Raw genomic sequence first — 25,516 nt, 5'->3', positions numbered from 1 at the left:
TCGGCAAGACCGTTTCGTTCACATTCCCCTCGCAAGGTTGCTGACAACCGCGATGAGGATGTAAACGATGATCATCAGAACGAAGAAGGACAGGTCGAGTGCCACGCCCCCGAGACGCAGCGGCGGGATGAACCGCCGCAGAAGCTTGAGCGGTGGATCGGTGACAGTGTAGGTGGCCTCCAGAATGACCACCATCGCCTTGCCTGGCTGCCATGAGCGCGCGAACTGGAAGACGTAATCCATGACCAACCGGAAAATCAGCACGATGAGGAAGCACATCAGCGCGATGTAGACCACCTGTAGTGCGATGCCCATCCCGCTGCTTCCCTCTCCCCTGGCTCACTCTGATTCCGGTCGCGTCGGCGGGCCGTTCCCGCCGTACGACCGGGTCGTTCCCGGTGCTGTGTTCTAGCTCTGGTTGAAGAATCCGCCCTCTGCGATGCGGGCCTTGTCCTCCGCCGTGACATCGACGTTAGCAGGAGAGAGCAGGAACACCTTCTGCGTCACCCGCTCAATGCTGCCATGGAGACCGAAGACGAGTCCCGCGGCAAAGTCGACAAGTCGCTTCGCGTCCGTGTCGTCCATCTCCGTGAGGTTCATGATCACCGGAGTGCCCTCGCGGAAGTGTTCCCCGATGGTACGGGCCTCGTTGTAGGTCCTCGGATGCAGCGTGGTGATGCGGTAGGGCTCCCGCTCGGACACGACCTTGGGCATGATCACAGGTGCGTTCTTCTCCAGGCTGGGACGTTCAGGTGTGATGGATGCCACGGGGGCGATTCGGGCCGGACGTCCACTGTCCGCCGCGAGCGAAACCGGCTCGCGGTCGCGCTGCGCGGGCGGTTGGGCCACGCGCACGGGCTCTTCCCGCTCGGGCTGGTGTACGGGCTGGTGACGCCGGTGCTCGCGTTCCGGCTCCGGCTCGGGTTCGAAATCATCGTCGGGGTCGAAGCCCCGGCCGTCGTACCCATCGTCCTCCACGAGGCCGAGGTAGACCGCCATCTTGCGCATCGCGCCGGCCATGCTCTGGGTCCTCCGCTCTGTGGTGGATCGGCCTCGTCACCAAGTGCCCTCGATCCACTGGGTCTGACCGCCTTTCGGCGGAAATGACCATATTTTCTGCTGTGGTCCGACTCGCTTCGCGACGTTACCCGAGCCGAGGTCGGACTCCGAGTACCGCCGTACCGACGCGTACATGTGTCGCTCCCGCCGCTACCGCGTCCTCAAGGTCCGCGCTCATCCCCGCCGAGACCATGTTCGCAGCCGGATGGTCCGCGCGCAGTCGGGATGCCAATTCCAGCAACCGGTCGAACGCGGCCCGTTGCCGGCCCGCGTACCGGCCGGCGAGCGGCGCCACGGTCATCAGACCGTCGAGCCGCAACCCCGGCGCACCGGCCACCGCGGCGGCCAACTCCTCGATGCCGTCGGGCGCCACACCACCCCGCGCCCCACGCTCGCCGGACTCGGCGTCGAGGGCGACCTGAAGCAGGCAGCCGACCTCACGCTCCGTGCGTACCGCCGCGGCGGAGAGTGCGGAGACGAGCTTGGCGCGGTCGACAGATTGCACCACATCGGCGTAACTGGCTACGGAACGGACCTTGTTCGTCTGCAATTGACCCACAAAATGCCAGGTCAACGACAAATCTTCACAAGCCGCCGCCTTGGGGGCGGCGTCCTGGTCCCGGTTCTCCGCGACCTGCCGCACCCCGAGTTCATGGAGCAGCCGGACATCGCTCGCGGGGTAGGTCTTGGTGACCACGATGAGGGTCACCTCCTCCCGCTCGCGGCCCGCGGCGGCACAGGCGGCGGTGATCCGCCGCTCCACCGTCGCCAGATTCGCGGCGAGTTCGGACTTTCGCCCCGCCATGTCCCGTGTGTCCCGCACGTTCTGCACATCCCGCTCGTCCCGCATGTCCGCCCCGTCCATCATGCCAGCCAGACATAGCCGGCGAGCCGGCCGGTCGTGCGGTCCCGGCGGTACGAGTAGTGGTCGTCCGACTCGCGGGTGCAGACGTCCGAGCGCCGCAGGTCCAGAACGCCGAGGGAGGCCAGCTGTGCGTGCACACCGCCGACCACGTCGACGGACGGGGTCCCCCAACTGGTCACGGCCCCGGCCTCCGGTACGACGGCGGCGACGTCGTCCCGCATCGTCGCGGGGACCTCGTAGCAGCGTCCGCAGACGGCGGGCCCGGTACGGGCGGTGATCCTTTCGGGCCGGGCGCCGAGCGAGACCATCGCCTCGACGGCGGCGGGCACGACGCCCGCGACCAGACCGGGGCGCCCCGCGTGGGCCGCGGCGGCGACGCCGGCGACCGGGTCGGCCAGCAGGACGGGGACGCAGTCCGCGGTGAGCACGGCGAGGGCGAGACCGCGCCGTACGGTGACGACCGCGTCGACGGCCGGAATGTCGCCGTCGGTCCACGGGCCTTCGGTGACGGCGACATCGCGGCCGTGCACCTGGTTCATCCAGACGACCCGCGCGGGGTCGATCTCCAGGGACTTCGCCGCGAGGTCGCGGTTGGCACGTACGGCGACGGGGTCGTCACCGACCGCGCCGCCGAGGTTGAGCTCACCGAACGGAGCGGCGCTCACCCCGCCCCACCGGTCGGTGAAGGCGAAGTGCGCGCCGCTCAGTTCTTCGTACTGTCGTATCACTTCAGGTCACTTCAAGAAGTCCGGGACATCCAGCTCCTCGGCCTGGCTGTCCTGGTACGGACGGGCCGGCGGGACCTGCGGCTGGTTGACCGTCGAGAGCGGCTTCTCGTTGACCGGGGCCGGGTCGACCCGGATCTGGCTCTCCTCGCGCGGCGGCACCGTGCCGAGCCCGCCCGCGGAGCGGCCGGTCTCGGCCGGGCGGGCCGGGGTCTGCGGTTCGTCGCGCTTGCCGGAGCCCGCGCCGAGCACGGTCTCGCGCCGGGTCGGCGGCTGTCCGCCGTCGAAGCCGGCCGCGATGACGGTGACCCGTACCTCGTCGCCCAGGGCGTCGTCGATGACCGCGCCGAAGATGATGTTGGCCTCGGGGTGGGCGGCCTCGCTGACCAGCTGTGCGGCCTCGTTGATCTCGAAGAGACCGAGGTCGGAGCCGCCGGAGATGGAGAGCAGGACGCCGCGGGCGCCGTCGATGGACGCCTCCAGGAGCGGCGAGGAGATCGCCATCTCCGCCGCGGCCACCGCCCGGTCGTCACCCCGGGCGGAGCCGATGCCCATGAGTGCCGAGCCGGCCTCGGACATCACGGACTTCACGTCGGCGAAGTCCAGGTTGATCAGCCCGGGGGTGGTGATGAGGTCGGTGATGCCCTGGACACCCGACAGCAGCACCTGGTCCGCGGACTTGAACGCGTCGAGCACGCTGACCTGGCGGTCCGAGATGGACAGCAGCCGGTCGTTGGGGATGACGATGAGGGTGTCGACCTCTTCGCGGAGCTCGGCGATGCCGTCCTCCGCCTGATTGGCGCGGCGCCGGCCCTCGAAGGTGAACGGGCGGGTGACCACACCGATCGTGAGGGCGCCGAGCGAGCGCGCGATGTTGGCCACGACGGGTGCGCCGCCGGTGCCGGTGCCGCCCCCCTCGCCCGCGGTGACGAAGACCATGTCGGCCCCCTTGAGGACCTCCTCGATCTCCTCGCGGTGGTCCTCGGCCGCCTTGCGGCCGACCGCCGGGTTGGCGCCGGCGCCGAGGCCACGGGTGAGTTCCCTGCCGACGTCGAGCTTGACGTCGGCGTCGCTCATCAACAGGGCTTGCGCGTCCGTGTTGATCGCGATGAACTCGACGCCCTTGAGACCGACCTCGATCATTCGGTTGATGGCATTGACACCACCGCCGCCGACACCGATGACCTTGATGACTGCGAGGTAGTTCTGCGGTGCTGCCACGTCGAAGGCCTCTCGCCTCGAGTTACGTGTCGTCACGGAGCTGATGTGGCGCCGTGACGACTGATGCCGATGGGACGGTCCGAATCGCCGACCCAAACCCTCACGTTGAAGTTCAGGGTTACCAGTGTGTCCGCTTCATGGACTCTTCCGGACAGGACACTAAGTCGACAAGTGGCGCGCGTTCAACGAACACGCCGAACCTCCCGTTTTTCTTTTCACCCTATGTGATCACCCATAGCGCTGACCAACCAGGGTGCTGGCCAGCGCAGATGTCCGTCAACTCCCGGACACGGCAGGCGCCGTGGGTGCGCTCACATCGAAGTGCCCCGCCTTGGGGACCGCTTTCATGAGGGCGGTGAGCGCACGCGCCTTGGCCGGCCCGTCCTCCCCGCTTCCCCACATCACCGTACGTCCACCGGTCAGCTCCAGGGCGATGGAATCGTACGATCGGACCCTGAGGGCCCTGGTCTCCCTGGCTACCGCGCCGGGGAGTTCGCTCCGGACGGCCACCGCTTCGAGCATCAGCCGGTCGGTGCCGAAGCGACCGGAACCGGCCGATCGACCGACCGTCATTTTCAGCAGCGGGACACCGCGGGGCGCCTTGTCGACGGTGGCGAAACGGACACCCTCGGCGTCCATTTCGATGAACTTTGCGCCTTTTTCAATGAGCAGAGCGGGCTTTCGCTCGATCACTTTCAGACTGATTCCGTCCGGCCATGACCGGCCGACGTCGACGGAGTCGATACGGGGCAGTTTCCGCAGCAGCCGGGACTCCACCGCGTCCATGTCGACGGAGACCAGCGGCTCCCCGAGGGGAACCGCCGCCACCGACTCGACCTCGGCACGGGAGAGCACCTCGGTGCCGGACGTGGTCACCGTCCCGACGCGGAGCCACTGGGAGCCGTAGAGCGCCCAGAGCACCGCACCGGTCAGCACGGCCGCGGCGGTCACCGCGATCAGCAGCCGGGGGCGCGGCAGCCGGAACCGGCCGCCCCCGCCCCCCTCACCGGGATGGCCGGAGACCGGCTTCGGTCGTGCGCCGCGCTCGGCGGTCGTCGGTCCGGCCACGCTGCTGCCTCCTGCCTGCGCCTACGCCCTCCGGCGTGCGGCGATCGCCTCGTACACCATGCCGACGAGCAGGTCGTCGGCGTCCCTGCGACCGAACTCGGCCGCCGCGCGCGACATCTCGAACAGCCGGTGCGGATCGGCGAGCACGGGAAGCACCTGGCTCTGGACCCACTCGGGCGTCAGATCCGCGTCGTCGACCAGCAGTCCGCCGCCGGCCTTCACCACCGGCTGCGCGTTGAGCCGCTGTTCGCCGTTGCCGATGGGCAGCGGGACGTACGCGGCGGGCAGGCCGACGGCGGAGAGTTCGGCGACGGTCATCGCGCCCGCGCGGCAGAGCATCATGTCGGCCGCGGCGTACGCGAGGTCCATCCGGTCGACATACGGTACCGGGATATAGGGCGGCATACCGGGCATGTTGTCCACGCGCGGCATTTCGTTCTTCGGGCCGACCGCGTGCAGGATCTGGATCCCGGAGCGCTGGAGCACGGGGGCGATCTGCTGGACCACCTCGTTGAGCCTGCGCGCGCCCTGCGAGCCGCCGGAGACCAGCAGCGTCGGCAGGTTGGGGTCGAGCCCGAAGGCTGCCCGGGCCTCGGGGCGCACCCGGGCGCGGTCCAGGGTGGCGATGGTGCGGCGCAGCGGGATGCCGATGTAGCGGGCGTCACGCAGCTTGCTGTCGGGCGTGGAGACGGCCACCGCGGCCGCGTACCGCGAGCCGATCTTGTTGGCCAGTCCGGGCCTGGCGTTGGCCTCGTGGACGATGATCGGCACCCCGAGCCGCTTGGCCGCGAGATAGCCGGGCAGAGCGACGTAGCCGCCGAAGCCGACCACGCAGTCCGCCTTGGTGCGCTCCAGGATCTGCTCGGCCGCCTTGATCGTGCCGCGCAGCCGCCCCGGGACGGTGATCAGTTCGGGGGTGGGCCTGCGCGGCAGCGGTACGGCGGGGATGAGCCCGAGCTCGTACCCGCGCTCGGGTACGAGCCTGGTCTCCAGCCCCCGCTCCGTGCCGAGGGCCGTGATCCCCACGGTGGGGTCCTGCCTGCGCAGGGCATCCGCGAGGGCGAGCGCGGGCTCGATGTGGCCGGCGGTCCCCCCACCGGCGAGTACGACATGCACCGAAATTCACCGCTCTCCGGACGGACGCTTCTTGACGCGCCGTCTCATCGTCTTCCAACTCACCCCGGGCCGCTTCCTGCCGAGGACAGGCTGCCGGACGGCCAGGGCCGCCTTCGCGGCGGGATCCTCCCGTGCGAACGCGATCAGCAGCCCGACCGCGAACATCGCCGGCAGCAGGGCCGACCCTCCGTAGGAGAACAGCGGGAGCGGGACTCCGGCGATCGGCAGCAGGCCGAGCACCGCACCGATGTTGATCACGGCCTGCACCGTGATCCAGGTGGTCACGCCTCCCGCGGCGTACCTCACGAAGGGGTCCTCCGTGCGTCCGGCCACGCGAATACCCGCATAGCCTAGAGCCGCGAACAGTGCGAGCACCGACAGCGTCCCCGCCAGCCCCAGTTCCTCCCCGGTGATGGCGAAAATGAAGTCGGTGTGCGGTTCGGGCAGTTGACCCCACTTTTCCACACTCGCGCCGAGGCCGGAACCGAACCATCCGCCGGAGGCGAGGGCGTAGATTCCGTGGACGGCCTGCCAGCACTCGCCCTCGGGCCCCAGGTCCTTGGCGGCGATGCAGCCGAACCGGTCGAGCCGGTTCTGGCTGGTCTGGATGAGCATGAAGCCGATCAGCCCGGCGACCCCGAGCACCCCGGCGAAGAGCCGGGTGGGGGCGCCGGCCAGCCAGAGCAGCCCGAAGAGGATCGCCGTGAGGATGATCGCGGTGCCCATGTCGCCGCCGAGCATGATCAGTCCGAGCAGCAGGAAGCCGCCGGGGACCAGGGGCACCAGGAGATGTTTCCATTGGGTGAGCAGCCGTTTGTCGTTCTTGCGGGCGAGCAGGTCGGCGCCCCACAGGACGAGGGCGAGCTTGGCGAACTCGCTGGGCTGGAGCTGGAACGGGCCGCCGAAGTAGATCCAGTTCTGGTTGCCGTTGACGGACCGCCCTATCCCGGGGACCTGGACGAGCGCCATCAGGAAGACGGTGGTGACCAGCATGGGGTACGAGAGGGCGCGGTGCAGTTTGACGGGCATCCGGGCGGCGGCGTACAGCAGTCCGGCGCCGAGGATCACCGCGAGGAACTGTTTGCGGAAGAAGTAGGTCGCGGGCAGCGAGTTCTGGAGCGCGTAGATCATCGACGCGGAGTAGACCATCACCAGGCCCAGCACGGTGATCAGCAGGCCGCTGCCGAGGATCACGTAGTAGGCGGTGAGCGGCCGGTCCCAGGCCCGTCGCAGCCGCTCGTAGAAGCGCCTGGTGCGGGCGGAACGGGGCGGGCGGGGGGTCCTGGCTCCCCTGCCCCCGCGCCGGGCCGCGGGCGGCCTGCGTACGGCGGCGCCGGGCGCCCTGCCGCGGAGCGCGGTGGCTCCGCCGAACGCGGGCAGGCCCGCGAGGCCCCAGCGGATCGCCGCGGGTCCGCGTTCCCGGTCCGCGATGTCGTCGGCCGGCATCGTCGCTGTCCCCTCCAGTCGTGCCTGGCGCGGCCGTCACGGCTGTCGCGGATGTCGCGGCGTTCGGCGGGCCGGGGCGTGTTCGGCGGGGCCGCCGCTGTCGCGGCCCCGGGAACAGTTCAGCACGGCGCCGTGGCCGGACCGGTCAGGCGTGCTCGGCGGCTACGGACTCATTCGTCCAGGGCGTGTACCGCGTCGGCGAACGCCTCGCCTCGTTTGTTGTAGTTGACGAACATGTCCATCGAGGCACAGGCGGGGGCCAGCAGGACCGTGTCCCCCGGTCGCGCGAGCCGCGCCGCTTCGCGGACCGCCGCCGACATCACCCCAGTGTCCGTCCGGTCGAGGTCCACGACCGGGACGTCGGGGGCGTGTCGCGCGAGTGCTTCGCGGATGAGGGCACGGTCGGCCCCGATCAGGACCACGCCGCGCAGCCGTTTCGCGGCGGCGGTGACGAGTTCGTCGAAGCTCGCGCCCTTGGCGAGGCCGCCCGCGATCCAGACGATCGGGTCGTACGACGCGAGGGAGGCCTCCGCGGCGTGCGTGTTGGTGGCCTTGGAGTCGTCGATGTACGTGACGCCCCCGATCTCCGCGACGCGCTCGATGCGGTGCGGGTCGGGGCGGAACGCGCGCAGTCCGTCGCGTACGGCGGCGGGTTCGACACCGTACGCGCGGGCGAGGGCCGCGGCGGCGAGGGCGTTGGCGATGTTGTGCGGGACCGGCGGGTTCACGTCGGAGACCTGGGCCAGCTCCTGGGCCTGCTCGCGGCGGTTCTCGACGAAGGCCCGGTCGACCAGGATGCCGTCCACGACGCCGAGTTGGGAGGGGCCCGGGGTGGAGAGGGTGAAGCCGATCGCCCGGCAGCCTTCCTCGACGTCGGCCGCGCGGACCAGGTCCTCGGTGGCCGGGTCGGCCGCGTTGTAGACGCACGCGACGGTGTTGCCCTCGTAGATCCGGCCCTTGTCGGCGGCGTACGCGGCCATGGAGCCGTGCCAGTCGAGGTGGTCGGGGGCGAGGTTGAGCACGGCCGCGGAGTGGGCGCGCAGGCTCGGCGCCCAGTGGAGCTGGTAGCTGGACAGTTCCACGGCGAGGACGTCGTACGTCTCCTCGCCGGTGACGGCGTCCAGCAGCGAGACGCCGATGTTGCCGACGGCGGCCGTGCGCAGCCCCGCCGCGGTCAGGATCGAGGCGAGCATCCTGACCGTCGTGGTCTTGCCGTTGGTGCCGGTGACGGCCAGCCAGGCGGCGGCTCCGGGCTTCCGCAGCCGCCAGGCCAGTTCGACGTCGCCCCAGATCTCCACGCCGGCCGCCGCGGCGGCCGCGAAGAGCGGCTTGCCGGGCCCCCAGCCGGGGGCCGTGACGATCAGCTCGGTGCCCTCGGGCAGGGTCGCCCCGTCGCCGAGGCGCACCGTCACGCCGAGCTTCTCCAGCTCGGCGGCCTGGGCGCGGGCCCGCTCGTCGTCCGTGTCGTTGACGACGGTGACGACGGCGCCGAGACCGTGCAGCACCCGGGCCGCCGGGATCCCGGAGACCCCGAGACCCGCGACGGTGACCCGCTTGCCCTGCCAGTTCACTTCTCTGCCGCCCAGCCCGCGTAGAAGAGTCCGAGACCGACGATGACGCACATGCCCTGGATGATCCAGAACCGGACCACCACAAGGACTTCCGACCACCCCTTGAGTTCGAAGTGGTGCTGGAGTGGCGCCATACGGAAGACGCGCTTGCCGGTCATCTTGAAGGAGCCGACCTGGATGACCACCGACATGGTGATCATCACGAAGAGGCCGCCGAGGATCGCCATCAGGAACTCGGTGCGCGAGCAGATCGCCAGACCTGCGAGCGCGCCGCCGAGGGCGAGCGATCCGGTGTCACCCATGAAGATCTTGGCGGGGGAGGTGTTCCACCACAGGAAGCCGAAGCAGGAACCCATGAGCGCGGAGGCGACGACCGCGAGGTCGAGTGGATCTCGTACCTCGAAACAGGCGTTGGGGTTGGTCAGGGTCATCGCGTTGGCGCAGGACTCCTGGAACTGCCACAGCCCGATGAAGGTGTACGCGCCGAAGACCATCACCGAGGCGCCGGTCGCGAGGCCGTCCAGACCGTCCGTCAGGTTCACGCCGTTGGACATGGCGAGGATCATGAACAGCGCCCAGACCACGAAGAGCACCGGGCCGATGGACCAGCCGAAGTCCGCGACGAACGACAGCCTGGTGGAGGCCGGTGTGTTGCCCCGGTAGTCGGCGAACTGGAGCGAGAGCACCGCGAAGGCGATGCCGACGATGAGCTGGCCCGCCATCTTGGCCTTGGCGCGCAGTCCCAGGGACCGCTGCTTCACGATCTTGATGTAGTCGTCGAGGAACCCGACGAGCCCCATTCCCGCCATCAGGAACAGGACGAGGAGACCGGAGAAGGACGGGGTCTCGCTGGTGAGCACCTTCGCCAGGGCGTACGCGATGAGCGTGGCCAGGATGAAGGCGATGCCGCCCATCGTGGGCGTGCCCTTCTTGCTGCCGTGGGTACGGGGTCCGTCGTCCCGGATGAACTGCCCGTACCCCTTCCTCGCCAGCAGCTTGATCAGCAGCGGTGTGCCGATCAGGGTGAGGAAGAGCCCGATGGCTCCCGCGAAGAGGATCTGCCTCATCGGCCGGCGACCTCGCCCTCGGTGGCGTTCTCCAGCAGTGCCTGGGCGACCTTTTCGAGGCCGACCGACCTGGAAGCTTTCACCAGCACGACGTCTCCCGGACGCAGTTCACTGCGCAACAGGTCGATCGCCGCCCGCGCGTCGGACACGTGCACCGACTCCTCACCCCACGAACCCTCGTTGTAAGCGCCCATTCGCAGCCAGGCCGCTTCCCTGCCCCCGACTGCCACGAGCTTGCTGACGTTGAGCCGGACGGCGAGCCGTCCGACCGCGTCGTGCTCGGACAGCGACGCGTCACCCAGCTCGGCCATCTGCCCGAGCACCGCCCATGTACGGCCCCCCTCGGCCCGTGAGGCACCACCCATGGCGACCAGCGCACGGAGCGCCGCTCTCATGGATTCGGGGTTCGCGTTGTAGGCGTCGTTGACGATCGTCACGCCGTCCGCGCGCTCGGTGACCTCCATACGCCAGCGGGAGAGGGTTCCCGCCTCGGAGAGCGCCACTGCGATCTCGTCGACGGACATGCCCAACTCATGGGCGACGGCGGCCGCGGCGAGCGCGTTCGACACGTGGTGCTCACCGTACAGCCGCAGCGTCACCTCGCTGCACCCGGAGGGTGTTCGAAGGCTGAACGCGGGCTGTCCGGTGGCTGTGAGACGGACGTTCTCTGCCTGTACGTCTGCTTCGCCCGACTCCCCGAAGAGCACGACGCGCGCCTTCGTGCGCGACGCCATGGCGCGAACGAGCGGGTCGTCGGCGTTGAGGACGGCGACCCCGCCGTCGGCGGCGGACGGCAGGGACTCGACCATTTCGCCCTTGGCCTGGGCGATCTGTTCCCGGCCGCCGAACTCGCCGATGTGCGCGGTGCCGACGTTCAGGACGAGGCCGACGGTGGGCGGGACGAGTCCGGTGAGGTAGCGGATGTCCCCGATGTAGCGCGCGCCCATTTCGAGCACGAGGAAGCGGGTGTCCTGTTCGGCGCGGAGCGCGGTGACGGGCAGCCCGATCTCGTTGTTCAGGTTGCCTTCCGGCCAGACCGTGGGGCCCGCGCGTCGCAGGAGCTGCGCGATCAGGTCCTTGGTGCTGGTCTTTCCGGCCGATCCGGTCAGCGCGACGGTGGTGGCGCCGAGGCGCTCCACGACGGTACGGGCGAGGGCGCCGAGGGCCTGGACGACATCGTCGACGACGATGGCGGGCACGCCGACGGGGCGGGTGGCCAGCACGGCCACCGCGCCCGCCTCGACGGCGCGGCGCGCGTAGTCGTGGCCGTCGACCCGGTCGCCGGCGAAGGCGGCGAAGAGGCCGCCCGGCTCGACGGCGCGGGAGTCGTACACGACGGAGCCGGTGACGCGGACGGCCGGATCCGGTATGTCGTGCGGCTGCCCGCCGACGATGGCGGCGATCTCGGCGAGAGAGAGGGCGATCACTGGGTCATCCCTGACTGTTGTTCTCGTTGCGGGGCGCGGGGTGGCGGTGGTCGGAGCCTGCGTCGGGGCGCAGGGAGCGTTCGATGGCCGCGCGCAGGACCTGGCGGTCGTCGAAGGCGCGTACCACTCCGGCGACGTCCTGGCCCTGCTCGTGGCCCTTGCCCGCGATCAGTACGGTGTCGTCGGCCGCGGCGCGGGCCACGGCCGCGGCGATGGCGGAGGCCCGGTCGGCGTCGACGAGGACGTCGCCGCGCTCGTGGACCGGGACCTCGGCGGCGCCCGCGAGCATCGCGGCGAGGATCGCCAGCGGGTCCTCGCCGCGCGGGTTGTCGGAGGTGAGTACGGCGGTGTCGGCGAGGCGGGCGGCGGCGGCGCCCATGGGCCCGCGTTTGGTCCGGTCGCGGTCCCCGCCGCAGCCGAGGACGATGTGCACCTTGCCCTTGGTGACCTTGCGCAGGGAGCGCAGCACCGATTCGACGGCGTCCGTCTTGTGCGCGTAGTCGACGACGGCGAGGTACGGCTGTCCCGCGTCCACGCGCTCCAGCCGGCCCGGCACGCCGGGGACGGCGGCGATGCCGTCGGCGGCGGTCTGCGGGTCGATCCCGGCGACCGCCAGGGTGACGATCGCGGCGAGGGTGTTGGCGACGTTGAACGGTCCCGGCAGCGGCGCCTCGGCGGTGACCTGCTCGCCGCGGGGGCCGACGGCGGTGAAGGTGGATCCGTGCGAGCCGACCTGGACGTGTTCGGCGCGCCAGTCGGCGTCGGGGTGCCCCTCGGCGGAGAAGGTCGTGACGGGGACGCCGGACTCGCCGGCGAGCCTGCGGCCGTACGCGTCGTCGATGTTCACGACGCCGGTCCTGCTGCGCTCGGGGGTGAACAGCCGCGCCTTGGCCTGGAAGTAGTCCTCCATGTCGGAGTGGAACTCCATGTGCTCCGGGCTGAGGTTGTTGAAGACGGCGACGTCGAAGACGCAGCCGTCGACCCGGCCGAGCACCAGGGCGTGGCTGGAGACCTCCATGGCGACCGAGCGGACGCCGCGTTCGCGCATGACCGCGAAGAGCGCCTGGAGGTCGGTGGCCTCGGGGGTGGTGCGCTCCGACTTGAGGCGCTCGTCCTCGATGCGTGTCTCCACCGTGCCGATGAGGCCCGTACGGTGGCCCGCGCCGCGCAGTCCGCCCTCGACGAGGTAGGCGGTGGTGGTCTTGCCCGAGGTGCCGGTGATGCCGATCTGGAGCAGATCGGTGCCGGGGTTCCCGTAGATCGCGGCGGCGAGCTCGCCCATGCTGCCGCGCGGGTCGGGCACGGTGAGGACGGGCAGCCCGGTGGCGGCGGCGCGGTCGGTGCCGGCGGGGTCCGTGAGGATCGCGACGGCTCCGAGGTCCGCGGCCTGGCCGGCGAAGTCCGCCCCGTGGAGGCGGGCGCCGGGGAGCGCGGCGTACACGTCCCCCGGGCGCACGGCGCGCGAGTCGTGGGTGATCCCGGTGGCTTCGCCCGGTCCGGCCGTCCCGGCGCCCGGTGCCTCGGCGCCCAGCCGGGCGGCCAGCTCGGCGAGGGAGGTCGGGCGGACCCGGTCCGGACGGGGCGTCCCCGGAGTGTTCACAGGGGCGTCCTTGGAGGGGGTTCGGTACTGATCAGCTTGTGGCACGGCGGTGAGCGTACCGGGAGGGGCGGGCGGCGAGCCAAGTGAGGCGGGCCGGTGCGCGGGCGGTTCGGGGTGGTTCCCGGAATCGGGGGTGATCGTTGTCACTGGGACTTTCCCTGGGGTCACTCGCCGGGTTTGAAGCTGACCGGCAGCCGGGCGGGTTTGCTGCCGGTCGGTTCGACCCGCAGTGTCTTGAGAGCGAACTCCATGACCTTCTTGTAGATGGGTCCGCAGATCTGTCCGCCGAAGTAACTGCCGCTGGTGGGGTTCTGGATGGCGCAGTAGACGGTGATCTGCGGGTCGTCGGCGGGCGCGAAGCCGGCGAACGAGGCGGTGTAGCCCTTGTAGACGCCGAGCTTCGGGTCGACCCGGTTGGCCGTACCGGTCTTGCCCGCGATGCGGTAGCCGGGGATCTGGGCCTTGGTGCCGGTGCCCTCCACGTCGGCGACGACCGACTCCAGCATGGTGGCGAGCGTCTTGGCGGTCTTCTCGCTGACCACTCTGGTCTTCTGGGGCGCGGGCGCCGCGGTGAAGCGGTTGTCGGGGCCGTTGGTGCCGCGGATCAGGGTGGGGTCGATCCGTACGCCGCCGTTGGCGATGGTCGAGTAGACGGAGGCGGCCTGCACGGCGTTGAGGGAGAGCCCCTGGCCGAAGGGGATCGTGTACTGCTGCGAGGTGGACCAGTCCTTCGGCTCGGCGAGGATGCCGCGGGTCTCGCCCGGGTAGCCGAGGCCGGTCGGCTGTCCCATGCCGAACTTCTCCAGATATGAGTGGAGCACCTCGTTGGCCTCGGGCTGGGTCTTGCCGAGCTGCCCCGTGGCGAGGATGGTGCCGATGTTGCTGGACTTGGCGAGGACGCCGTTGAGGGTCAGGTACCAGGTGGGGTGGTCGATGTCGTCCTTGAAGAGCCGGTCGCCGCGGTGCAGCCGGTTGGGGACGACGACATGGGTGCCGGGGGTGGCGGCCTCCTCCTCCAGTACGGCGGCCATGGACATGACCTTGGCGGTGGAGCCGGGTTCGTACACGTCCTGGAGCGCCGCGTTGCCCATGGCGGCGGCGTTGGCCTGGGCGAGGTTGTTGGGGTCGAAGCCGGGGGCGTTGGCCATGGCGAGGACCTCGCCGGTCCTGGTGTTCTGGACCACCACGTAGCCGCGGTCGGCCTTGGACTCCTTGACCTGGTCGGCGATGGCCTGCTGGGCCGCCCACTGGATGTCCCGGTCGATGGTCAGCTCGATGTCGGAGCCGGGTACGGCGGGCGTCTCGCGGGAGGTGGCGGTGGGGACCCGGCGTCCGCCGGACTGGGCGTAGGTGACCTTGCCGTCCTTGCCCGCGAGTTCCTTGTCGAGCATGGACTCGATGCCGCCTCCGCCGCGCCCGGCGGCGTTGACGTATCCGAGTATCCCGGCGGCGAGGTCGCCGTTGGGGTAGACGCGTTTGCTGCTGGGCTCCTGGAAGACGCCCGCCAGCACGCTGACGGAGCCCTCGGCGGACTTCTCCTTGCTCGCCTTCTCGGCGAGCACCCGCTTGAGGTCCTTGATCTGGTTCCAGACCTGCGGGGTCTGCCGGCGGGCCAGCACCGCGTAGCGCGACTTGGGGGTCTTGAGTTTCCCGGCCAGTTCGGCGGTGTCGGTGCCGAGGATCGGCGCGAGCAGCGCGGCGGCCTGTTCCGGGGCGTCGGGAACCTTGCTGAAGTCGGGGGTGAACATCGACGGGTCGGCGGTGATGTCGTACGCGTCGTCGCTGGTGGCGAGCGCGACCCCGGAGCGGTCGGTGATCTGGCCGCGCTCGGCCGCGATGGTGTGGCTGAGGTAGCGGCTCTTCTCCGCCTTGGCGGCGTACGCGCTGGCGTCGACGGCCTGCACCTGGAGCAGCCGGACGACGAAGACCAGCATGACGAGGCTCAGGCCGAGGCCGACGAGCCGGAGCCGCGGGCGCGGGTTGCCGAGCTGGATCCTGCGCGCGGCGCCGGGGCCGTTACCGGGACGGCGCGGCGCGGGGCGGGCGGCCGGGCGGGACGGGGTGCGGGGGCGTCCGCCGTTGCCGGAGCGCGCGGGGTTCGGTACCCGGCGGCGCGGTGGTTCCTTGGGGGGCACTGCGTCACCTGCCGGGGGTCGTCGGGGCCGGCGTGCCGGATGCCGGTACGGGGGACGGCGAGGTCTCCGCCAGGACGGAGGGCCGGGCGAAGGGCTCCGCGGAAGGCCCTGCGGAGGGCTCCACGGAGGGCGCCGCGGGCGGCTGCGGGGCGGACTGGGCGGAGGGCTGGGCCCCGGGCGCCGTGGGGGCCGCGCCGGGGGCGCCGCGCACCGTACCGTCGGGATCGAGGAAGGCCGGGCTGCCGCCGGGCACCATGCCCAGCTCGCGGGCGCGCCGCTCCAACGCGTACGGGGCGGAGAGATCGTCCACGTCCCGTTGCAGCGCCTGCTGTTCGTCGGTGAGGTCGGTGGTGCGCTTCTTCAGGTCGGTCAGTCGGAAGGAGCCCTCGCTGAGGGCGGAGTTCAGCAGCAGCAGGGCGATCAGGCCGCCGCCGAGGAGCAGCACGACCAGCAGGACGAAGGGGGTGCGGGCCGCCGAGCTGTTCCCGGCGGGCAGCACCTGGGCGAGGCGGGCGGCCCGCCCCTTCAGCTGCGTGCCCGGCCCCTTCATCACAGGACGTCCTCCCGGATCCGCTGCGCCCCCCGGAGCCGGGCGGGGGCGGCGCGGCGGTTCTCCGCGACCTCTTCCTCGGTGGGGAGTTCCGCGCCGCGGGTGAGCAGCTTCAGCCGGGGCTGGTAGCGCTCGGGGACGACGGGCAGGCCGGGCGGGGCGGTGTTGGCGGCCCCGGCCGCGAAGACCTGCTTGACCAGGCGGTCTTCGAGCGAGTGGTACGAGAGGACCGCGATCCGGCCGCCGACCGCGAGGCTCCGTACGGCGGCGGGGACGGCCCGTTCCAGCACGGGCAGTTCACCGTTGACCTCGATGCGCAGGGCCTGGAAGGTGCGCTTGGCGGGGTTGCCGCCGGTGCGCTTGGCGGCCTGCGGGAGGGCGTCGCGGATCAGCTCGACGAGGCGGGCGCTGCGGCTGAAGGGCTCCTTGTCCCGCTCCCTGACGACCGCGGACACGATGCGTTTGGCCTGCTTCTCCTCGCCGTACGCGCGCAGGATGCGGACCAGTTCGCCGGGCGGGTAGGTGTTGAGGACCTCGGCGGCGCTGACACCGGTCGTCTGGTCCATCCGCATGTCGAGCGGCGCGTCCTGGGCGTACGCGAAGCCGCGGTCGGCCTCGTCGAGCTGCATCGAGGAGACGCCGAGGTCGAAGAGGACGCCCTGGACGCGGGGGACGGACAGCCGGTCGAGCACCTCGGGCAGTTCGTCGTAGACGGCGTGCACGAGGGTGGCCCGGTCCCCGTAGGCGGCGAGGCGTTCGCGGGAGAGCCGCAGCGCCTCCTGGTCGCGGTCGAGCGCGACGAGCCGCGCGGCGGGGAAGGTGGCGAGCAGTGCCTCGCTGTGTCCGCCGAGGCCGAGCGTGCAGTCGACGACGACGGCGCCGGGCTCGGCGAGGGCGGGGGCCAGCAGGTCGAGGCACCGCTGGAGCATCACCGGTACATGCCGGACCTGGTTCATGCGCCCTCTCAAGTACGGACGGTCGTACGTACCGCCGAGCGGGAAGGGGCCGAGCCGCACGTACGCCGCGTTATGCGGGAAAATTCGGGATGCGTTCTGGCACGGGTTCAGGGTGTGTCCGTGAACTTCGCGCCACTTTAGTCCACGGTTCGCGGTGGTTCCGGGCCACCCGGCCGGTCAGCGCGTCGCGGGGTCCTCGCGCCGTCATCGCGCCATTCCGCGAAAGGCGTTCTTCACCCGTTCGGCCGCACCGTACTCGACCTTGTGGGTTAGCTCACACCAAGCCGCGATGACGTTCTTTGTCCACTCTCACGGCGGGCCTCCCCGGGCTGTGCCGACTAACGTCACAGGTATGCCGACTTCCGCACATCTCCCCGCAGAGCCCTCAGGGGCCTCCGCCGACGCGGCCCGCACCGGCGGCACCGTCACCGACCGGCTCGTCGACGCGAACCACGCGTACGCGGCCGGATTCACCGATCCGGGTATGGACGCCCGCCCGGTGCTCCAGGTCGCCGTCGTCGCCTGCATGGACGCCCGGCTCGACCTGCACGACGCCCTGGGGCTCTCCCTGGGCGACTGTCACACCATCCGCAACGCGGGCGGCGTCGTCACCGACGACGTGATCCGCTCGCTCACCATCAGCCAGCGGGCGCTCGGCACGCGCAGTGTCGTCCTGATCCATCACACCGGCTGCGGGCTGGAGAGCCTCACCGAGGAATTCCGGCACGAACTGGAGATGGAGGTCGGCCAGCGGCCGGCGTGGGCCGTCGAGGCGTTCCGCGATGTCGATCAGGACGTGCGCCAGTCCATGCAGCGCATACGAACCTCGCCATTCCTTCCGCACACCGACGATGTCCGCGGCTTCGTCTTCGACGTGAGGACGGGACTCCTGCGGGAAATCGATCCGGTCGGCTGACAGGCCGACTGAGCAGGAACGCCCCGCCCGTACGTATGGAACGGGGGCGTTAACCAGACCCGAAAGACAGCAAAGCAGACATAACCCACCGACTTATCCACAGGCGGATGACACGAAGCGGTAACGGCAACAAGAATGCGTATGCGACAGCGTTCCGGAACTTTCCGGGGACGGTGTCCGTGTTTCGGGGAGGGCCGGGCCGTCTGATGAGCATCGGCCCGTTGAAAGGGCCGAGGAGGGCCGGGTGACGACCTATGACGATCGAGCGAGCCTCACAGATCTGACCACCACAGCGGAGCGTGTGCGCGCATCGGTGGAGGGTGTGATCGAGGGCAAGCCTGAGGTCGTACGGCTTTCGCTGACCGTGCTCCTCGCCGAGGGCCATCTTCTGATCGAGGATGTTCCCGGCGTGGGCAAGACCATGCTGGCCAAGGCGCTGGCGCGTTCCATCGACTGTTCGGTGCGGCGTATCCAGTTCACCCCCGACCTGCTGCCTTCGGACATCACCGGAGTGTCGATCTACGACCAGCAGCGGCGGGAATTCGAGTTCAAACCGGGAGCGATCTTCGCGCAGATCGTGATCGGCGACGAGATCAACCGCGCCTCGCCCAAGACCCAGTCGGCGCTGCTGGAGTCCATGGAGGAGCGTCAGGTCACCATCGACGGGAAGACCTACGAACTGCCCGGCCCGTTCATGGTGGTGGCCACCCAGAACCCGGTCGAGATGGAGGGCACGTACCCGCTGCCCGAGGCGCAGCGCGACCGCTTCATGGCCCGGGTGTCGATCGGCTACCCGAGCGCGGAGGCCGAGTTGCAGATGCTGGACGTGCACGGCGGGGTCTCGCCGCTGGACGACCTCCAGCCGGTGGCGCACGCGCACGACATCGTCAAACTCATCGACGCCGTGCGCACGGTCCATGTCGCCGAGTCCGTCCGGCGGTACGCGGTGGAGCTGGTGGCGGCGACCCGTAACCATCCCGATCTCAGACTCGGCGCCTCGCCGCGCGCCACACTCCATCTGCTGCGCGCGGCGAAGGCCGCCGCGGCGCTCGACGGCCGGGAGTACGCACTCCCCGACGACGTGCAGGCGCTGGCCTCCGCGGTGCTCGCGCACCGGCTGCTGCCCACGGCCCAGGCCCAGTTGAACCGGCGTACGGCGGAGCAGGTCGTCCAGGACATCATCCAGCGGACCCCGGTGCCCACGGCGGACGGCGGCCGGACCACCGTGGGCCGCCCGGCTCCCGGCGGTGCCACCGGGACGCTCTTCGGCCAGCAGTCCGGCGCCCGGCGGCTGTGATGGCGTCGGGGGGGCCGGCCGCCGGCGACGGCGAGGACAAGGGCGGGGTGCGGGCCGCGCTGTCCGGACTGACCACCCGCGGCCGGTCGTTCCTCGCGGCGGGCATCGCCGCCGCGGTGTGCGCCTATGTCCTCGGCCAGTCGGATCTGCTGCGGGTGGGCCTGCTGCTCGCCGTACTGCCGCTGATCTGCGTGGCGGTGCTGTACCGCACGCGCTACCGGGTGGCGGGCAGCAGACGGCTGACGCCCTCGCGGGTCCCCGCGGGGGCCGAGGCACGGGTGCATCTGCGGATGGACAACGTGACACGGCTGCCCACCGGGCTGCTGATGCTCCAGGACCATGTGCCGTACGTCCTCGGGCCGCGCCCCCGGTTCGTACTGGACCGGGTGGAGCCGGGGGGCCGCCGCGAGGTGTCCTACCGGGTCCGCTCCGATCTGCGCGGGCGCTATCCGCTCGGACCGCTCCAGCTGCGGCTGAGCGACCCGTTCGGGATGTGCGAGCTGACCCGCTCGTTCAGCGCCTTCGACATGCTGACGGTCATCCCGCGCACCGAACCGCTGCCGCCGGTGCGGCTCGCGGGTGAGGCCGCGGGCCACGGCGACGGGAGCCGGCGCTCGCTGGCGCTGGCCGGTGACGACGACGTGATCCCGCGGGGGTACCGGTACGGCGACGACCTGCGCCGGGTGCACTGGCGCTCCACCGCCCGGTACGGCGAGCTGATGGTGCGCCGCGAGGAGCAGCCGCAGCGGGCGCGCTGCACGGTCCTGCTGGACACCCGGCGGATCGCCTACCAGGGCTCGGGTCCCGACGCGGCCTTCGAGTGGGCGGTCTCCGGGGCGGCCTCCGCGCTGGTGCACATGCTGGAACGGGGCTTCGCGGTACGGCTGCTGACCGACACCGGCGGTTCGGTGCCCGGCGAGGGCGCGGACGGCTTCGCGGGGGCCACCCAGGACTCCGCGGACTCGGCCGGGCTGATGATGGACACGCTCGCGGTCGTCGACCACTCCGACGAGGCGGGCCTCTCGCGCTCGTACGACGTGCTGCGCGGCTCCGCCGAAGGGCTGCTGGTGGCGTTCTTCGGCGATCTGGACGAGGAACAGACCGCGGTCGCCGCCCGGATGCGGCAGCGCAGCGGCGCGGCCGTCGCCTTCGTGCTCGACAGCTCCGGCTGGACGCAGGGCCCGAGGGACGACGCCGAGGTCGAGAAGCGGCTGCGGCAACTGCGCGAGACGGGATGGACGGCGCTGGCCGTGCCCTCCGGGGCGGCGCTGCCCGATCTGTGGCGGCAGGCCGGCCGCCAGCACTCGGAATCGGCCGTCGCGGGCGGTACGACAGGCTTCTCCGGAGGATGGTCATGAGCGGTCGCGGACGGCTGGCACTGTGCTCCTTCGCCGCCACGGTGATGGCGGCGGGCGCCCTGACCCCGCTGGTCGAGTCGCCCACCTGGCTGGTCCAGTGCGCATTCATGGTGGCGGTCGTGAGCGGGGTGGGGGCGCTGGCCCGGCGGGTGCCGCTGGCCCGCCCGCTCACCGTCGTGCTCCAGGCGCTCTCGGTCCTGCTGCTGCTCACCCTGGTCTTCGCCAAGGAGCAGGCCCTGTTCGGCTTCGTGCCGACGCCCGACGCCGTCCAGGAGTTCGGCCGGCTGCTGACGTCCGGCGGCGACGACGTCGGACGGTACGCGATACCCGCCCCGGCGACCGAGGGCATCCGGCTGATGCTGATCGGTGGCGTGCTGGTGATCGGTCTCGCGGTGGACACGATCGCGGTGACGTTCCGCAGCGCCGCCCCGGCGGGGCTGCCGCTGCTGGCGCTCTACTCCGTCGCCGCGGGGCTCTCCGGCGGGGCCGGCGGGTGGGTGTGGTTCCTGCTGGCCGCCACCGGCTATCTGCTGCTGCTCCTGGCCGAGGGCCGGGACCGGCTCTCCCAGTGGGGCCGGGTCTTCGGCGGCGCGCCGCGCCCGCCGGGCCGGTTCTCGTCGGCCTTCGACACGAACGGTCGGGCCCCGGTCCGTACGGGCCGCAGGATCGGTGTGGTGGCGCTCGGCGTCGCGCTCGCCGTCCCGGCGGCCCTGCCCGCCCTGGACGGCGGGCTGCTGGCCGGCGCGGGCGCGGGGAACGGCTCGGGGGTGGGCGGCGGGGGCACGATCTCCGCGGTCAACCCGCTGGTGTCGCTCCAGGACAATCTGAACCAGCCCGAGGACCGCGAGGCCCTGCGCTACAAGACCAACGCGAAGGACACGCAGGACCTTTATCTGCGGATCATGGCGCTGGACAAGTTCGACGGCACCTCCTGGCGGTTCTCGCAGCGCAGCGTGGAGGACGTGCCGGACACGCTGCCGACCGCGCCCGGACTCCGGAGCGACGTCGAGGCCACGGAGATCAGGACCACCATCTCGGCGGCCGGGTGGTACCGGCAGAACTACCTGCCGATGCCCTATCCGGCCTCCGAGGTGAAGATCGCCGGGCGCTGGCGCTTCGAGCCGACGGGCCGGACGCTCGTGGGCGACCGGGGCCAGTCGACGCGTGGCGCGCGCTACGAGGTCACCAGCCTCCAGGTGAACCCGACCAGGCAGCAGCTCGCCTCGGCGCCCGCCGCGCCGTCGGCGCTGCTCCGCGAGTACACCCAGGTGCCCTCGGTGCTGCCGGAGGTCGTCAGGTCGACGGCGCTGGAGGTCACCGCGGGGGCGGCGAACGACTACGAGAAGGCCGTCAAGCTCCAGGACTGGTTCGCGCTGGACGGCGGCTTCACGTACAACACCGCCGTCGACTCGGGCACCGGTGTCACGGCCATCACCCGCTTCCTGCGGAACAAGGAAGGATTCTGCGTCCACTTCTCCTTCTCGATGGCGGCGATGGCCCGCACGCTGGGTATCCCGGCGCGGGTCGCGGTCGGCTTCACCCCGGGGACCCCGCAGGCGGACGGCACGATGTCGGTCGGCCTGCGGGACGCGCACGCCTGGCCCGAGCTGTACTTCGAAGGGGTCGGCTGGACCCGTTTCGAGCCGACTCCGAGCCGGGGCAGCACCCCCGACTACACCCGCGAGGAGACCCCGACGGGCACACCGAGCGACTCGGCCGGCGAGGGCACCGACCCGTCCGCCGCGCCGTCCGCGGAGCCGTCGGCCTCGGAGACCTGCCCGGCGCAGGACCAGCGGCTGGGTGAGTGCGACCCGACGGCGGAAGCGGGCGTGCTGCCGCCGACGGACACGGGTACCCCACTGGGGACCGTCATCGCCGTGGTGGCGGGCGCCCTGGCGGTGCTGCTGCTGCCGCTGCTGCCCCTGCTGTGGCGGACACGCGTCAGGGCGGGCCGGCTCGGCTCCGCCGGGCGTACGCCGGAGGACGCCACGGCCCGGACGCTCGCCGCCTGGCGTGAGGTCATCGATACGGCGTGGGACCACGGCATACCGCCCGACGAGTCGGGAACGCCCCGGAAGACCGCCGAGCGGATCGTCCGGCTGGGCGGTCTCGACGGCGAGGCGGCCGCGGCGGTGCACCGGACGGCCGGATCCGTGGAGCAGGTGCTGTACGCGCTGGTGCCGCGGCCGGGCACAGGGCTCGCCGAGGACGCCCGGCTGATCCGGGAGGGCCTGAGCGCGGCCGTCGGCCGGTGGACGCGGCTGCAGGCACTGCTCGCGCCTCGCTCGGCCGTTCGGGTGATCTGGTCCGGGGCCGAGCGGTGGCACGCGGTCACCGCGCGGTGGACGGATCGCCGTCTGGAACTCACCCGCCGGATGGCCACCGCGACGACCCGGCTGCGGTCGTCGCGACAGCGGGGCTGAGGCCCCCGGCGGAAGGCCGTCGGGGGCCACGGGCCTCCGACGGCCGGGAGGACGGAGTACGGCTGAGGGGCGGACGCGCGACGCGTCCGCCCCTCAGCCGTTGCCACCGCCCGGTCGGCCTTCTGCCGACGCCCGGCACACTCGTTCGGAAGCCCGGAAGCCCGGAAGCCCGGAGACCCGGAGACCCGGCAGCCCGAATACGCGAAAGAGCCGGCCCCTGAGGGGACCGGCTCCTTACAGGACTGGTGTCACCGGGTCTGTTCGGTCACTGGCCTGTTCTTTCACTGACCCTGTTCGTCACGGCGGCGCTGCCACCGCTGCTCGATCCGGTTCATCATGGAGCGGCGCTGTCTCGGCTGGTGCCGGTCGGCGGACGCGCCGCCCGCCGCCTGCTGCTCGCCTGGTTTGGGCGCCTTGCGCCAGCCGGTGACCGCCAGGACCGCACAGCCCAGCATGACGAGGAACCCCACCACGCTGATCCAGATCTGCTGGGCGACCATTCCGGCCATGAGGAGCGCGATACCCACCAGGAAGCCTGCGACTGCCTGGTAGACCCGTCGCCGGGTGTACGTACGCAGCCCGCTTCCCTCAAGCGCTGTCGCGAACTTGGGATCTTCGGCGTACAGCGCTCGCTCCATTTGCTCGAGCATTCGCTGCTCGTGCTCCGAGAGCGGCACGGAGTCCTCCTAGTCGTCGGTCGCGGGGGGCGACCGGTATGCGGCTCCTTCAAGGATAGGCAGGGATTCGCCCCCGTGAAACCCGCCCTCAACGCCAAATCGCCATTCCGGGCCGCCATGTCGGCTCGGCCGCTGAGGCGTTGATTCCCCAACCATCGATCCGTCATGCCGGATGGTGTACCCCGATCATACGGCGCCCGGCGCCCCGCTGGGGGGCCTGTGGCGCACTCCATGCGGAGCTGCGCCGCTGATCAGCCACACACGGGGCGTTCCGGACGGCTCACCGGGGGTCTCCGGGCCTCCGGCGATCAGCGCCTTTTCTCACCCAGGACGTGGAGCTGGCTGGCCACGGAGTGGAATGCGGGCAGCTCGGCGGCTGCCGCCTCCAGCTTCAGCAGGGCGTCCAGCGCCCCCGGCTGGGTGTCCACGAGACCGCCGGGCACCAGGTCCGCGAAGACCCGGACCCCGTGGACGGCGCCGACCCGCAGACCGGCCGCGGTGACCAGCTCCGTGAGCTGCTCGGCGTCGAACCGCCGGGGCACCGGGTCGCCGGCGCCCCAGCGGCCCGCCGGGTCGGTGAGCGCCTGCCGGGCCTCCGTGAAGTGCCCGGCGAGCGCCCTGGCCAGCACGGCGCCGCCCAGCCCCGCGGCGAGCAGGCTCAGCTCGCCCTCGGGGCGCAGCGCGTCGACCGCGTTCCGTACCCCCTCGGCCGGATCGTCCACGTACTCCAGGACGCCGTGGCAGAGCACCGCGTCGAAGTTGCCGCGCCCGACCACCTCGAAGAGGCCGTGGATATCACCCTGCACCCCGTGGACCCGCGCGGCGACCCCGGCCTCCGCCGCCCTGCGCTCCAGTGCGAAGAGTGCGTTCGGGCTGGGGTCGACCACGGTCACCCGATGGCCCAGTCGGGCGACGGGCACCGCGAAGTTGCCGGTGCCCCCTCCGGTGTCGAGGACGTCCAGGGTCTCCGTGCCGGCCGCCTCGGCCCGGCGGTCGAGGGCGTCCTTGAGGACCTCCCAGACCACGGCGGTACGGAGGGAGCCTCGGGGGCGCGATGGCGTCTCCCCACCGACGGCAGGGGAAGGGTCCGACACGGCAGTTGACTCCTCGGCGCGGTGCCGCCCCGGCGGGGCGTGGAACAGGACAGACTCCGCCCACCCTATTGCCTCGGCCGTCCCGCCCGGTCACCCTGCGGCATCGCCCTGCCGTGGCTGTTCCTCGCGGGGCTGGGGCAGCACCGGTTCCAGCACGAGGAGGCGCTCCACCAGGCGCAGGAACATCGCCGCGGACCGGAGCAGGTCGTCGGCGTCCCGGCTGCCGGCCGCGCCCGGTATGCCGGCCTCGGCGCGCGCCCTGCGGGTGGCTCCTGCGGCGAAGTGCCCGCTCCATTCGGCCAGCTCGGGCGCGATCTCGGGCAGGACCTCCCACACGCTCCGTATCCGCCTGCGCCGCTGCGGGGTGGTCTCGGGACGGCCGCGGGCCGCGAGGACCGCGGCGGCGGTGCGCAGGGCGGCGAGGTGGGCCGTGGCGTAGCGCTCGTTCGGAGTGTCCAGGGTGGCGGCCTCGTCCAGTCCGCCGCGCGCCTGCGCGAGCAGATCGAGGGCGGCGGGCGGCGCGGTGGCCCGGCGCAGGACGGGGTGGACGTCGCTGGGTGGTCCGGTCAGTGAGGGTGCAGGGCCGTCGGTACGGCGCCGGTGTGCGGCACGTGCGTAGGAACTGGCCATGACGAACCTCCTGTCGTCGCGTGACGGCTTCGTGGCCGTATGTGCCCATCCTGACGGGCACCACTGACAATCGGCCCTGACCTGCACATTCGCCCCGATTGACGGTTATCCGCGACGGAACCGGGGCCGGGGACGGGGCCGGGGACGGGGACGGGGCCGGAAAGACGAAATGCGTCGGGGGGGGGGGGCGGGCTCACCCACAGGCCCCCCCCCCCCCCCCCGGGGCGCCGGGGGGGCGCCGGCGGGGCCCCCCACCCCCCGGGGGCGGGGCCCCCGCCGCCCGGGGGGGGCCCCCCCCCCCGGGGCCCCCCCCCC

The 25,516-nt window shown here is 71.6% G+C and carries 22 protein-coding genes; 4 read left to right on the top strand and 18 right to left on the bottom strand.

Annotation, left to right across the window (positions count from 1 at the left end; genetic code table 11):
• Positions 1–18 precede the first annotated feature (18 nt).
• The 15 genes from ACFXKG_RS25620 to rsmH all read right to left on the bottom strand — a co-directional run bounded on the left by ACFXKG_RS25620 (position 19) and on the right by rsmH (position 16,806).
• The gene (locus ACFXKG_RS25620; RefSeq protein ID WP_365806590.1) at positions 19–315 is read right to left on the bottom strand and encodes a YggT family protein; all 297 of its coding nucleotides are present in this window, start codon (positions 313–315) and stop codon (positions 19–21) included.
• A gap of 93 nt (positions 316–408) precedes the next feature.
• On the bottom strand, positions 409–1,020 hold the full coding sequence (locus ACFXKG_RS25615) for a cell division protein SepF (protein ID WP_382897751.1): 612 nt from the start codon (positions 1,018–1,020) through the stop codon (positions 409–411).
• A 124-nt stretch (positions 1,021–1,144) separates the two neighbouring features.
• Positions 1,145–1,864, bottom strand: a complete 720-nt coding sequence (locus ACFXKG_RS25610; protein ID WP_384843592.1) for a YggS family pyridoxal phosphate-dependent enzyme — start codon at positions 1,862–1,864, stop codon at positions 1,145–1,147.
• Between the two features lie 59 nt (positions 1,865–1,923).
• Positions 1,924–2,631, bottom strand: a complete 708-nt coding sequence (pgeF, locus tag ACFXKG_RS25605; RefSeq protein ID WP_384843589.1) for a peptidoglycan editing factor PgeF — start codon at positions 2,629–2,631, stop codon at positions 1,924–1,926.
• Positions 2,632–2,658: 27 nt separating this feature from the next.
• Positions 2,659–3,870 carry a cell division protein FtsZ gene (ftsZ, locus tag ACFXKG_RS25600; RefSeq protein ID WP_384843466.1) on the bottom strand — a complete coding sequence of 404 codons (1,212 nt, stop codon included), beginning with the start codon at positions 3,868–3,870 and terminating at the stop codon, positions 2,659–2,661.
• Positions 3,871–4,146: 276 nt separating this feature from the next.
• Positions 4,147–4,938 carry a cell division protein FtsQ/DivIB gene (locus ACFXKG_RS25595; RefSeq protein ID WP_384843463.1) on the bottom strand — a complete coding sequence of 264 codons (792 nt, stop codon included), beginning with the start codon at positions 4,936–4,938 and terminating at the stop codon, positions 4,147–4,149.
• 21 nt (positions 4,939–4,959) lie between these two features.
• Positions 4,960–6,054, bottom strand: coding sequence for an undecaprenyldiphospho-muramoylpentapeptide beta-N-acetylglucosaminyltransferase (gene murG / locus ACFXKG_RS25590; RefSeq protein ID WP_384843460.1), 1,095 nt, complete (start codon positions 6,052–6,054; stop codon positions 4,960–4,962).
• 6 nt (positions 6,055–6,060) lie between these two features.
• Positions 6,061–7,500: a putative lipid II flippase FtsW gene (gene ftsW, locus ACFXKG_RS25585; RefSeq protein ID WP_384843459.1), complete on the bottom strand. Its 1,440-nt coding sequence runs from the start codon at positions 7,498–7,500 to the stop codon at positions 6,061–6,063.
• A 170-nt stretch (positions 7,501–7,670) separates the two neighbouring features.
• A complete protein-coding gene (gene murD / locus ACFXKG_RS25580) occupies positions 7,671–9,071 on the bottom strand; it encodes a UDP-N-acetylmuramoyl-L-alanine--D-glutamate ligase (RefSeq protein ID WP_384843457.1) in 1,401 nt (466 codons plus the stop codon).
• Complete coding sequence (gene mraY / locus ACFXKG_RS25575; RefSeq protein WP_382897735.1) at positions 9,068–10,138, bottom strand: phospho-N-acetylmuramoyl-pentapeptide-transferase; 1,071 nt, start codon at positions 10,136–10,138, stop codon at positions 9,068–9,070. Before mraY ends, murD begins: the two co-directional genes overlap by 4 nt.
• Positions 10,135–11,565 (bottom strand): UDP-N-acetylmuramoyl-tripeptide--D-alanyl-D-alanine ligase, encoded by a 1,431-nt coding sequence (gene murF, locus ACFXKG_RS25570; protein ID WP_384843454.1) that lies wholly within the window; start codon positions 11,563–11,565, stop codon positions 10,135–10,137. The genes mraY and murF overlap by 4 nt, the downstream gene beginning before the upstream one ends.
• 4 nt (positions 11,566–11,569) lie before the next feature.
• Complete coding sequence (locus tag ACFXKG_RS25565; protein WP_384843451.1) at positions 11,570–13,312, bottom strand: UDP-N-acetylmuramoyl-L-alanyl-D-glutamate--2,6-diaminopimelate ligase; 1,743 nt, start codon at positions 13,310–13,312, stop codon at positions 11,570–11,572.
• 17 nt (positions 13,313–13,329) lie between these two features.
• Positions 13,330–15,300 (bottom strand): peptidoglycan D,D-transpeptidase FtsI family protein, encoded by a 1,971-nt coding sequence (locus tag ACFXKG_RS25560; RefSeq protein ID WP_384843448.1) that lies wholly within the window; start codon positions 15,298–15,300, stop codon positions 13,330–13,332.
• Between the two features lie 4 nt (positions 15,301–15,304).
• Positions 15,305–15,850, bottom strand: coding sequence for a hypothetical protein (locus ACFXKG_RS25555; RefSeq protein ID WP_384843445.1), 546 nt, complete (start codon positions 15,848–15,850; stop codon positions 15,305–15,307).
• Positions 15,850–16,806, bottom strand: a complete 957-nt coding sequence (gene rsmH, locus ACFXKG_RS25550) for a 16S rRNA (cytosine(1402)-N(4))-methyltransferase RsmH (protein ID WP_384843442.1) — start codon at positions 16,804–16,806, stop codon at positions 15,850–15,852. The genes ACFXKG_RS25555 and rsmH overlap by 1 nt, the downstream gene beginning before the upstream one ends.
• Before the next feature lie 352 nt (positions 16,807–17,158).
• Between rsmH and ACFXKG_RS25545 the strand changes: the two genes are divergently transcribed.
• The 4 genes from ACFXKG_RS25545 (at position 17,159) to ACFXKG_RS25530 (ending at position 22,800) form a co-directional block, all read left to right on the top strand.
• A complete protein-coding gene (locus ACFXKG_RS25545; RefSeq protein WP_384843439.1) occupies positions 17,159–17,722 on the top strand; it encodes a beta-class carbonic anhydrase in 564 nt (187 codons plus the stop codon).
• Positions 17,723–17,966: 244 nt separating this feature from the next.
• Positions 17,967–19,019 carry an AAA family ATPase gene (locus ACFXKG_RS25540; RefSeq protein ID WP_384843436.1) on the top strand — a complete coding sequence of 351 codons (1,053 nt, stop codon included), beginning with the start codon at positions 17,967–17,969 and terminating at the stop codon, positions 19,017–19,019.
• Positions 19,019–20,377: a DUF58 domain-containing protein gene (locus ACFXKG_RS25535; protein ID WP_384843433.1), complete on the top strand. Its 1,359-nt coding sequence runs from the start codon at positions 19,019–19,021 to the stop codon at positions 20,375–20,377. Before ACFXKG_RS25540 ends, ACFXKG_RS25535 begins: the two co-directional genes overlap by 1 nt.
• The gene (locus ACFXKG_RS25530; RefSeq protein ID WP_384843430.1) at positions 20,374–22,800 is read left to right on the top strand and encodes a transglutaminaseTgpA domain-containing protein; all 2,427 of its coding nucleotides are present in this window, start codon (positions 20,374–20,376) and stop codon (positions 22,798–22,800) included. Before ACFXKG_RS25535 ends, ACFXKG_RS25530 begins: the two co-directional genes overlap by 4 nt.
• A gap of 281 nt (positions 22,801–23,081) precedes the next feature.
• Here ACFXKG_RS25530 and ACFXKG_RS25525 read toward each other — a convergent pair whose 3' ends face one another.
• From ACFXKG_RS25525 to ACFXKG_RS25515, 3 genes are all read right to left on the bottom strand, one after another.
• Positions 23,082–23,477 (bottom strand): DUF3040 domain-containing protein, encoded by a 396-nt coding sequence (locus ACFXKG_RS25525; RefSeq protein ID WP_365806620.1) that lies wholly within the window; start codon positions 23,475–23,477, stop codon positions 23,082–23,084.
• 308 nt (positions 23,478–23,785) lie between these two features.
• Positions 23,786–24,571: a methyltransferase gene (locus ACFXKG_RS25520; protein WP_384843427.1), complete on the bottom strand. Its 786-nt coding sequence runs from the start codon at positions 24,569–24,571 to the stop codon at positions 23,786–23,788.
• Positions 24,572–24,661: 90 nt separating this feature from the next.
• The gene (locus ACFXKG_RS25515; protein ID WP_384843424.1) at positions 24,662–25,201 is read right to left on the bottom strand and encodes an SAV_6107 family HEPN domain-containing protein; all 540 of its coding nucleotides are present in this window, start codon (positions 25,199–25,201) and stop codon (positions 24,662–24,664) included.
• Positions 25,202–25,516: the final 315 nt, after the last annotated feature.

This window comes from Streptomyces sp. NPDC059255 (assembly GCF_042752355.1).
In the GTDB taxonomy this organism is placed as follows: Bacteria; Actinomycetota; Actinomycetes; order Streptomycetales; family Streptomycetaceae; genus Streptomyces.
This window is presented reverse-complemented; position numbering and strand designations above follow the sequence as displayed.

What these genes read in the sequence shown, in the direction of transcription:
- ACFXKG_RS25620 (WP_365806590.1), bottom strand. Translation starts at nt 315, where the DNA reads ATGGGCATCGCACTACAGGTGGTCTACATCGCGCTGATGTGCTTCCTC.
- ACFXKG_RS25615 (WP_382897751.1), bottom strand. Translation starts at nt 1,020, where the DNA reads ATGGCCGGCGCGATGCGCAAGATGGCGGTCTACCTCGGCCTCGTGGAG.
- ACFXKG_RS25610 (WP_384843592.1), bottom strand. Translation starts at nt 1,864, where the DNA reads ATGGCGGGGCGAAAGTCCGAACTCGCCGCGAATCTGGCGACGGTGGAG.
- ftsW (WP_384843459.1), bottom strand. Translation starts at nt 7,500, where the DNA reads ATGCCGGCCGACGACATCGCGGACCGGGAACGCGGACCCGCGGCGATC.
- mraY (WP_382897735.1), bottom strand. Translation starts at nt 10,138, where the DNA reads ATGAGGCAGATCCTCTTCGCGGGAGCCATCGGGCTCTTCCTCACCCTG.
- ACFXKG_RS25555 (WP_384843445.1), bottom strand. Translation starts at nt 15,850, where the DNA reads ATGAAGGGGCCGGGCACGCAGCTGAAGGGGCGGGCCGCCCGCCTCGCC.
- rsmH (WP_384843442.1), bottom strand. Translation starts at nt 16,806, where the DNA reads ATGAACCAGGTCCGGCATGTACCGGTGATGCTCCAGCGGTGCCTCGAC.
- ACFXKG_RS25545 (WP_384843439.1), top strand. Translation starts at nt 17,159, where the DNA reads ATGCCGACTTCCGCACATCTCCCCGCAGAGCCCTCAGGGGCCTCCGCC.
- ACFXKG_RS25535 (WP_384843433.1), top strand. Translation starts at nt 19,019, where the DNA reads ATGGCGTCGGGGGGGCCGGCCGCCGGCGACGGCGAGGACAAGGGCGGG.
- ACFXKG_RS25530 (WP_384843430.1), top strand. Translation starts at nt 20,374, where the DNA reads ATGAGCGGTCGCGGACGGCTGGCACTGTGCTCCTTCGCCGCCACGGTG.
- ACFXKG_RS25515 (WP_384843424.1), bottom strand. Translation starts at nt 25,201, where the DNA reads ATGGCCAGTTCCTACGCACGTGCCGCACACCGGCGCCGTACCGACGGC.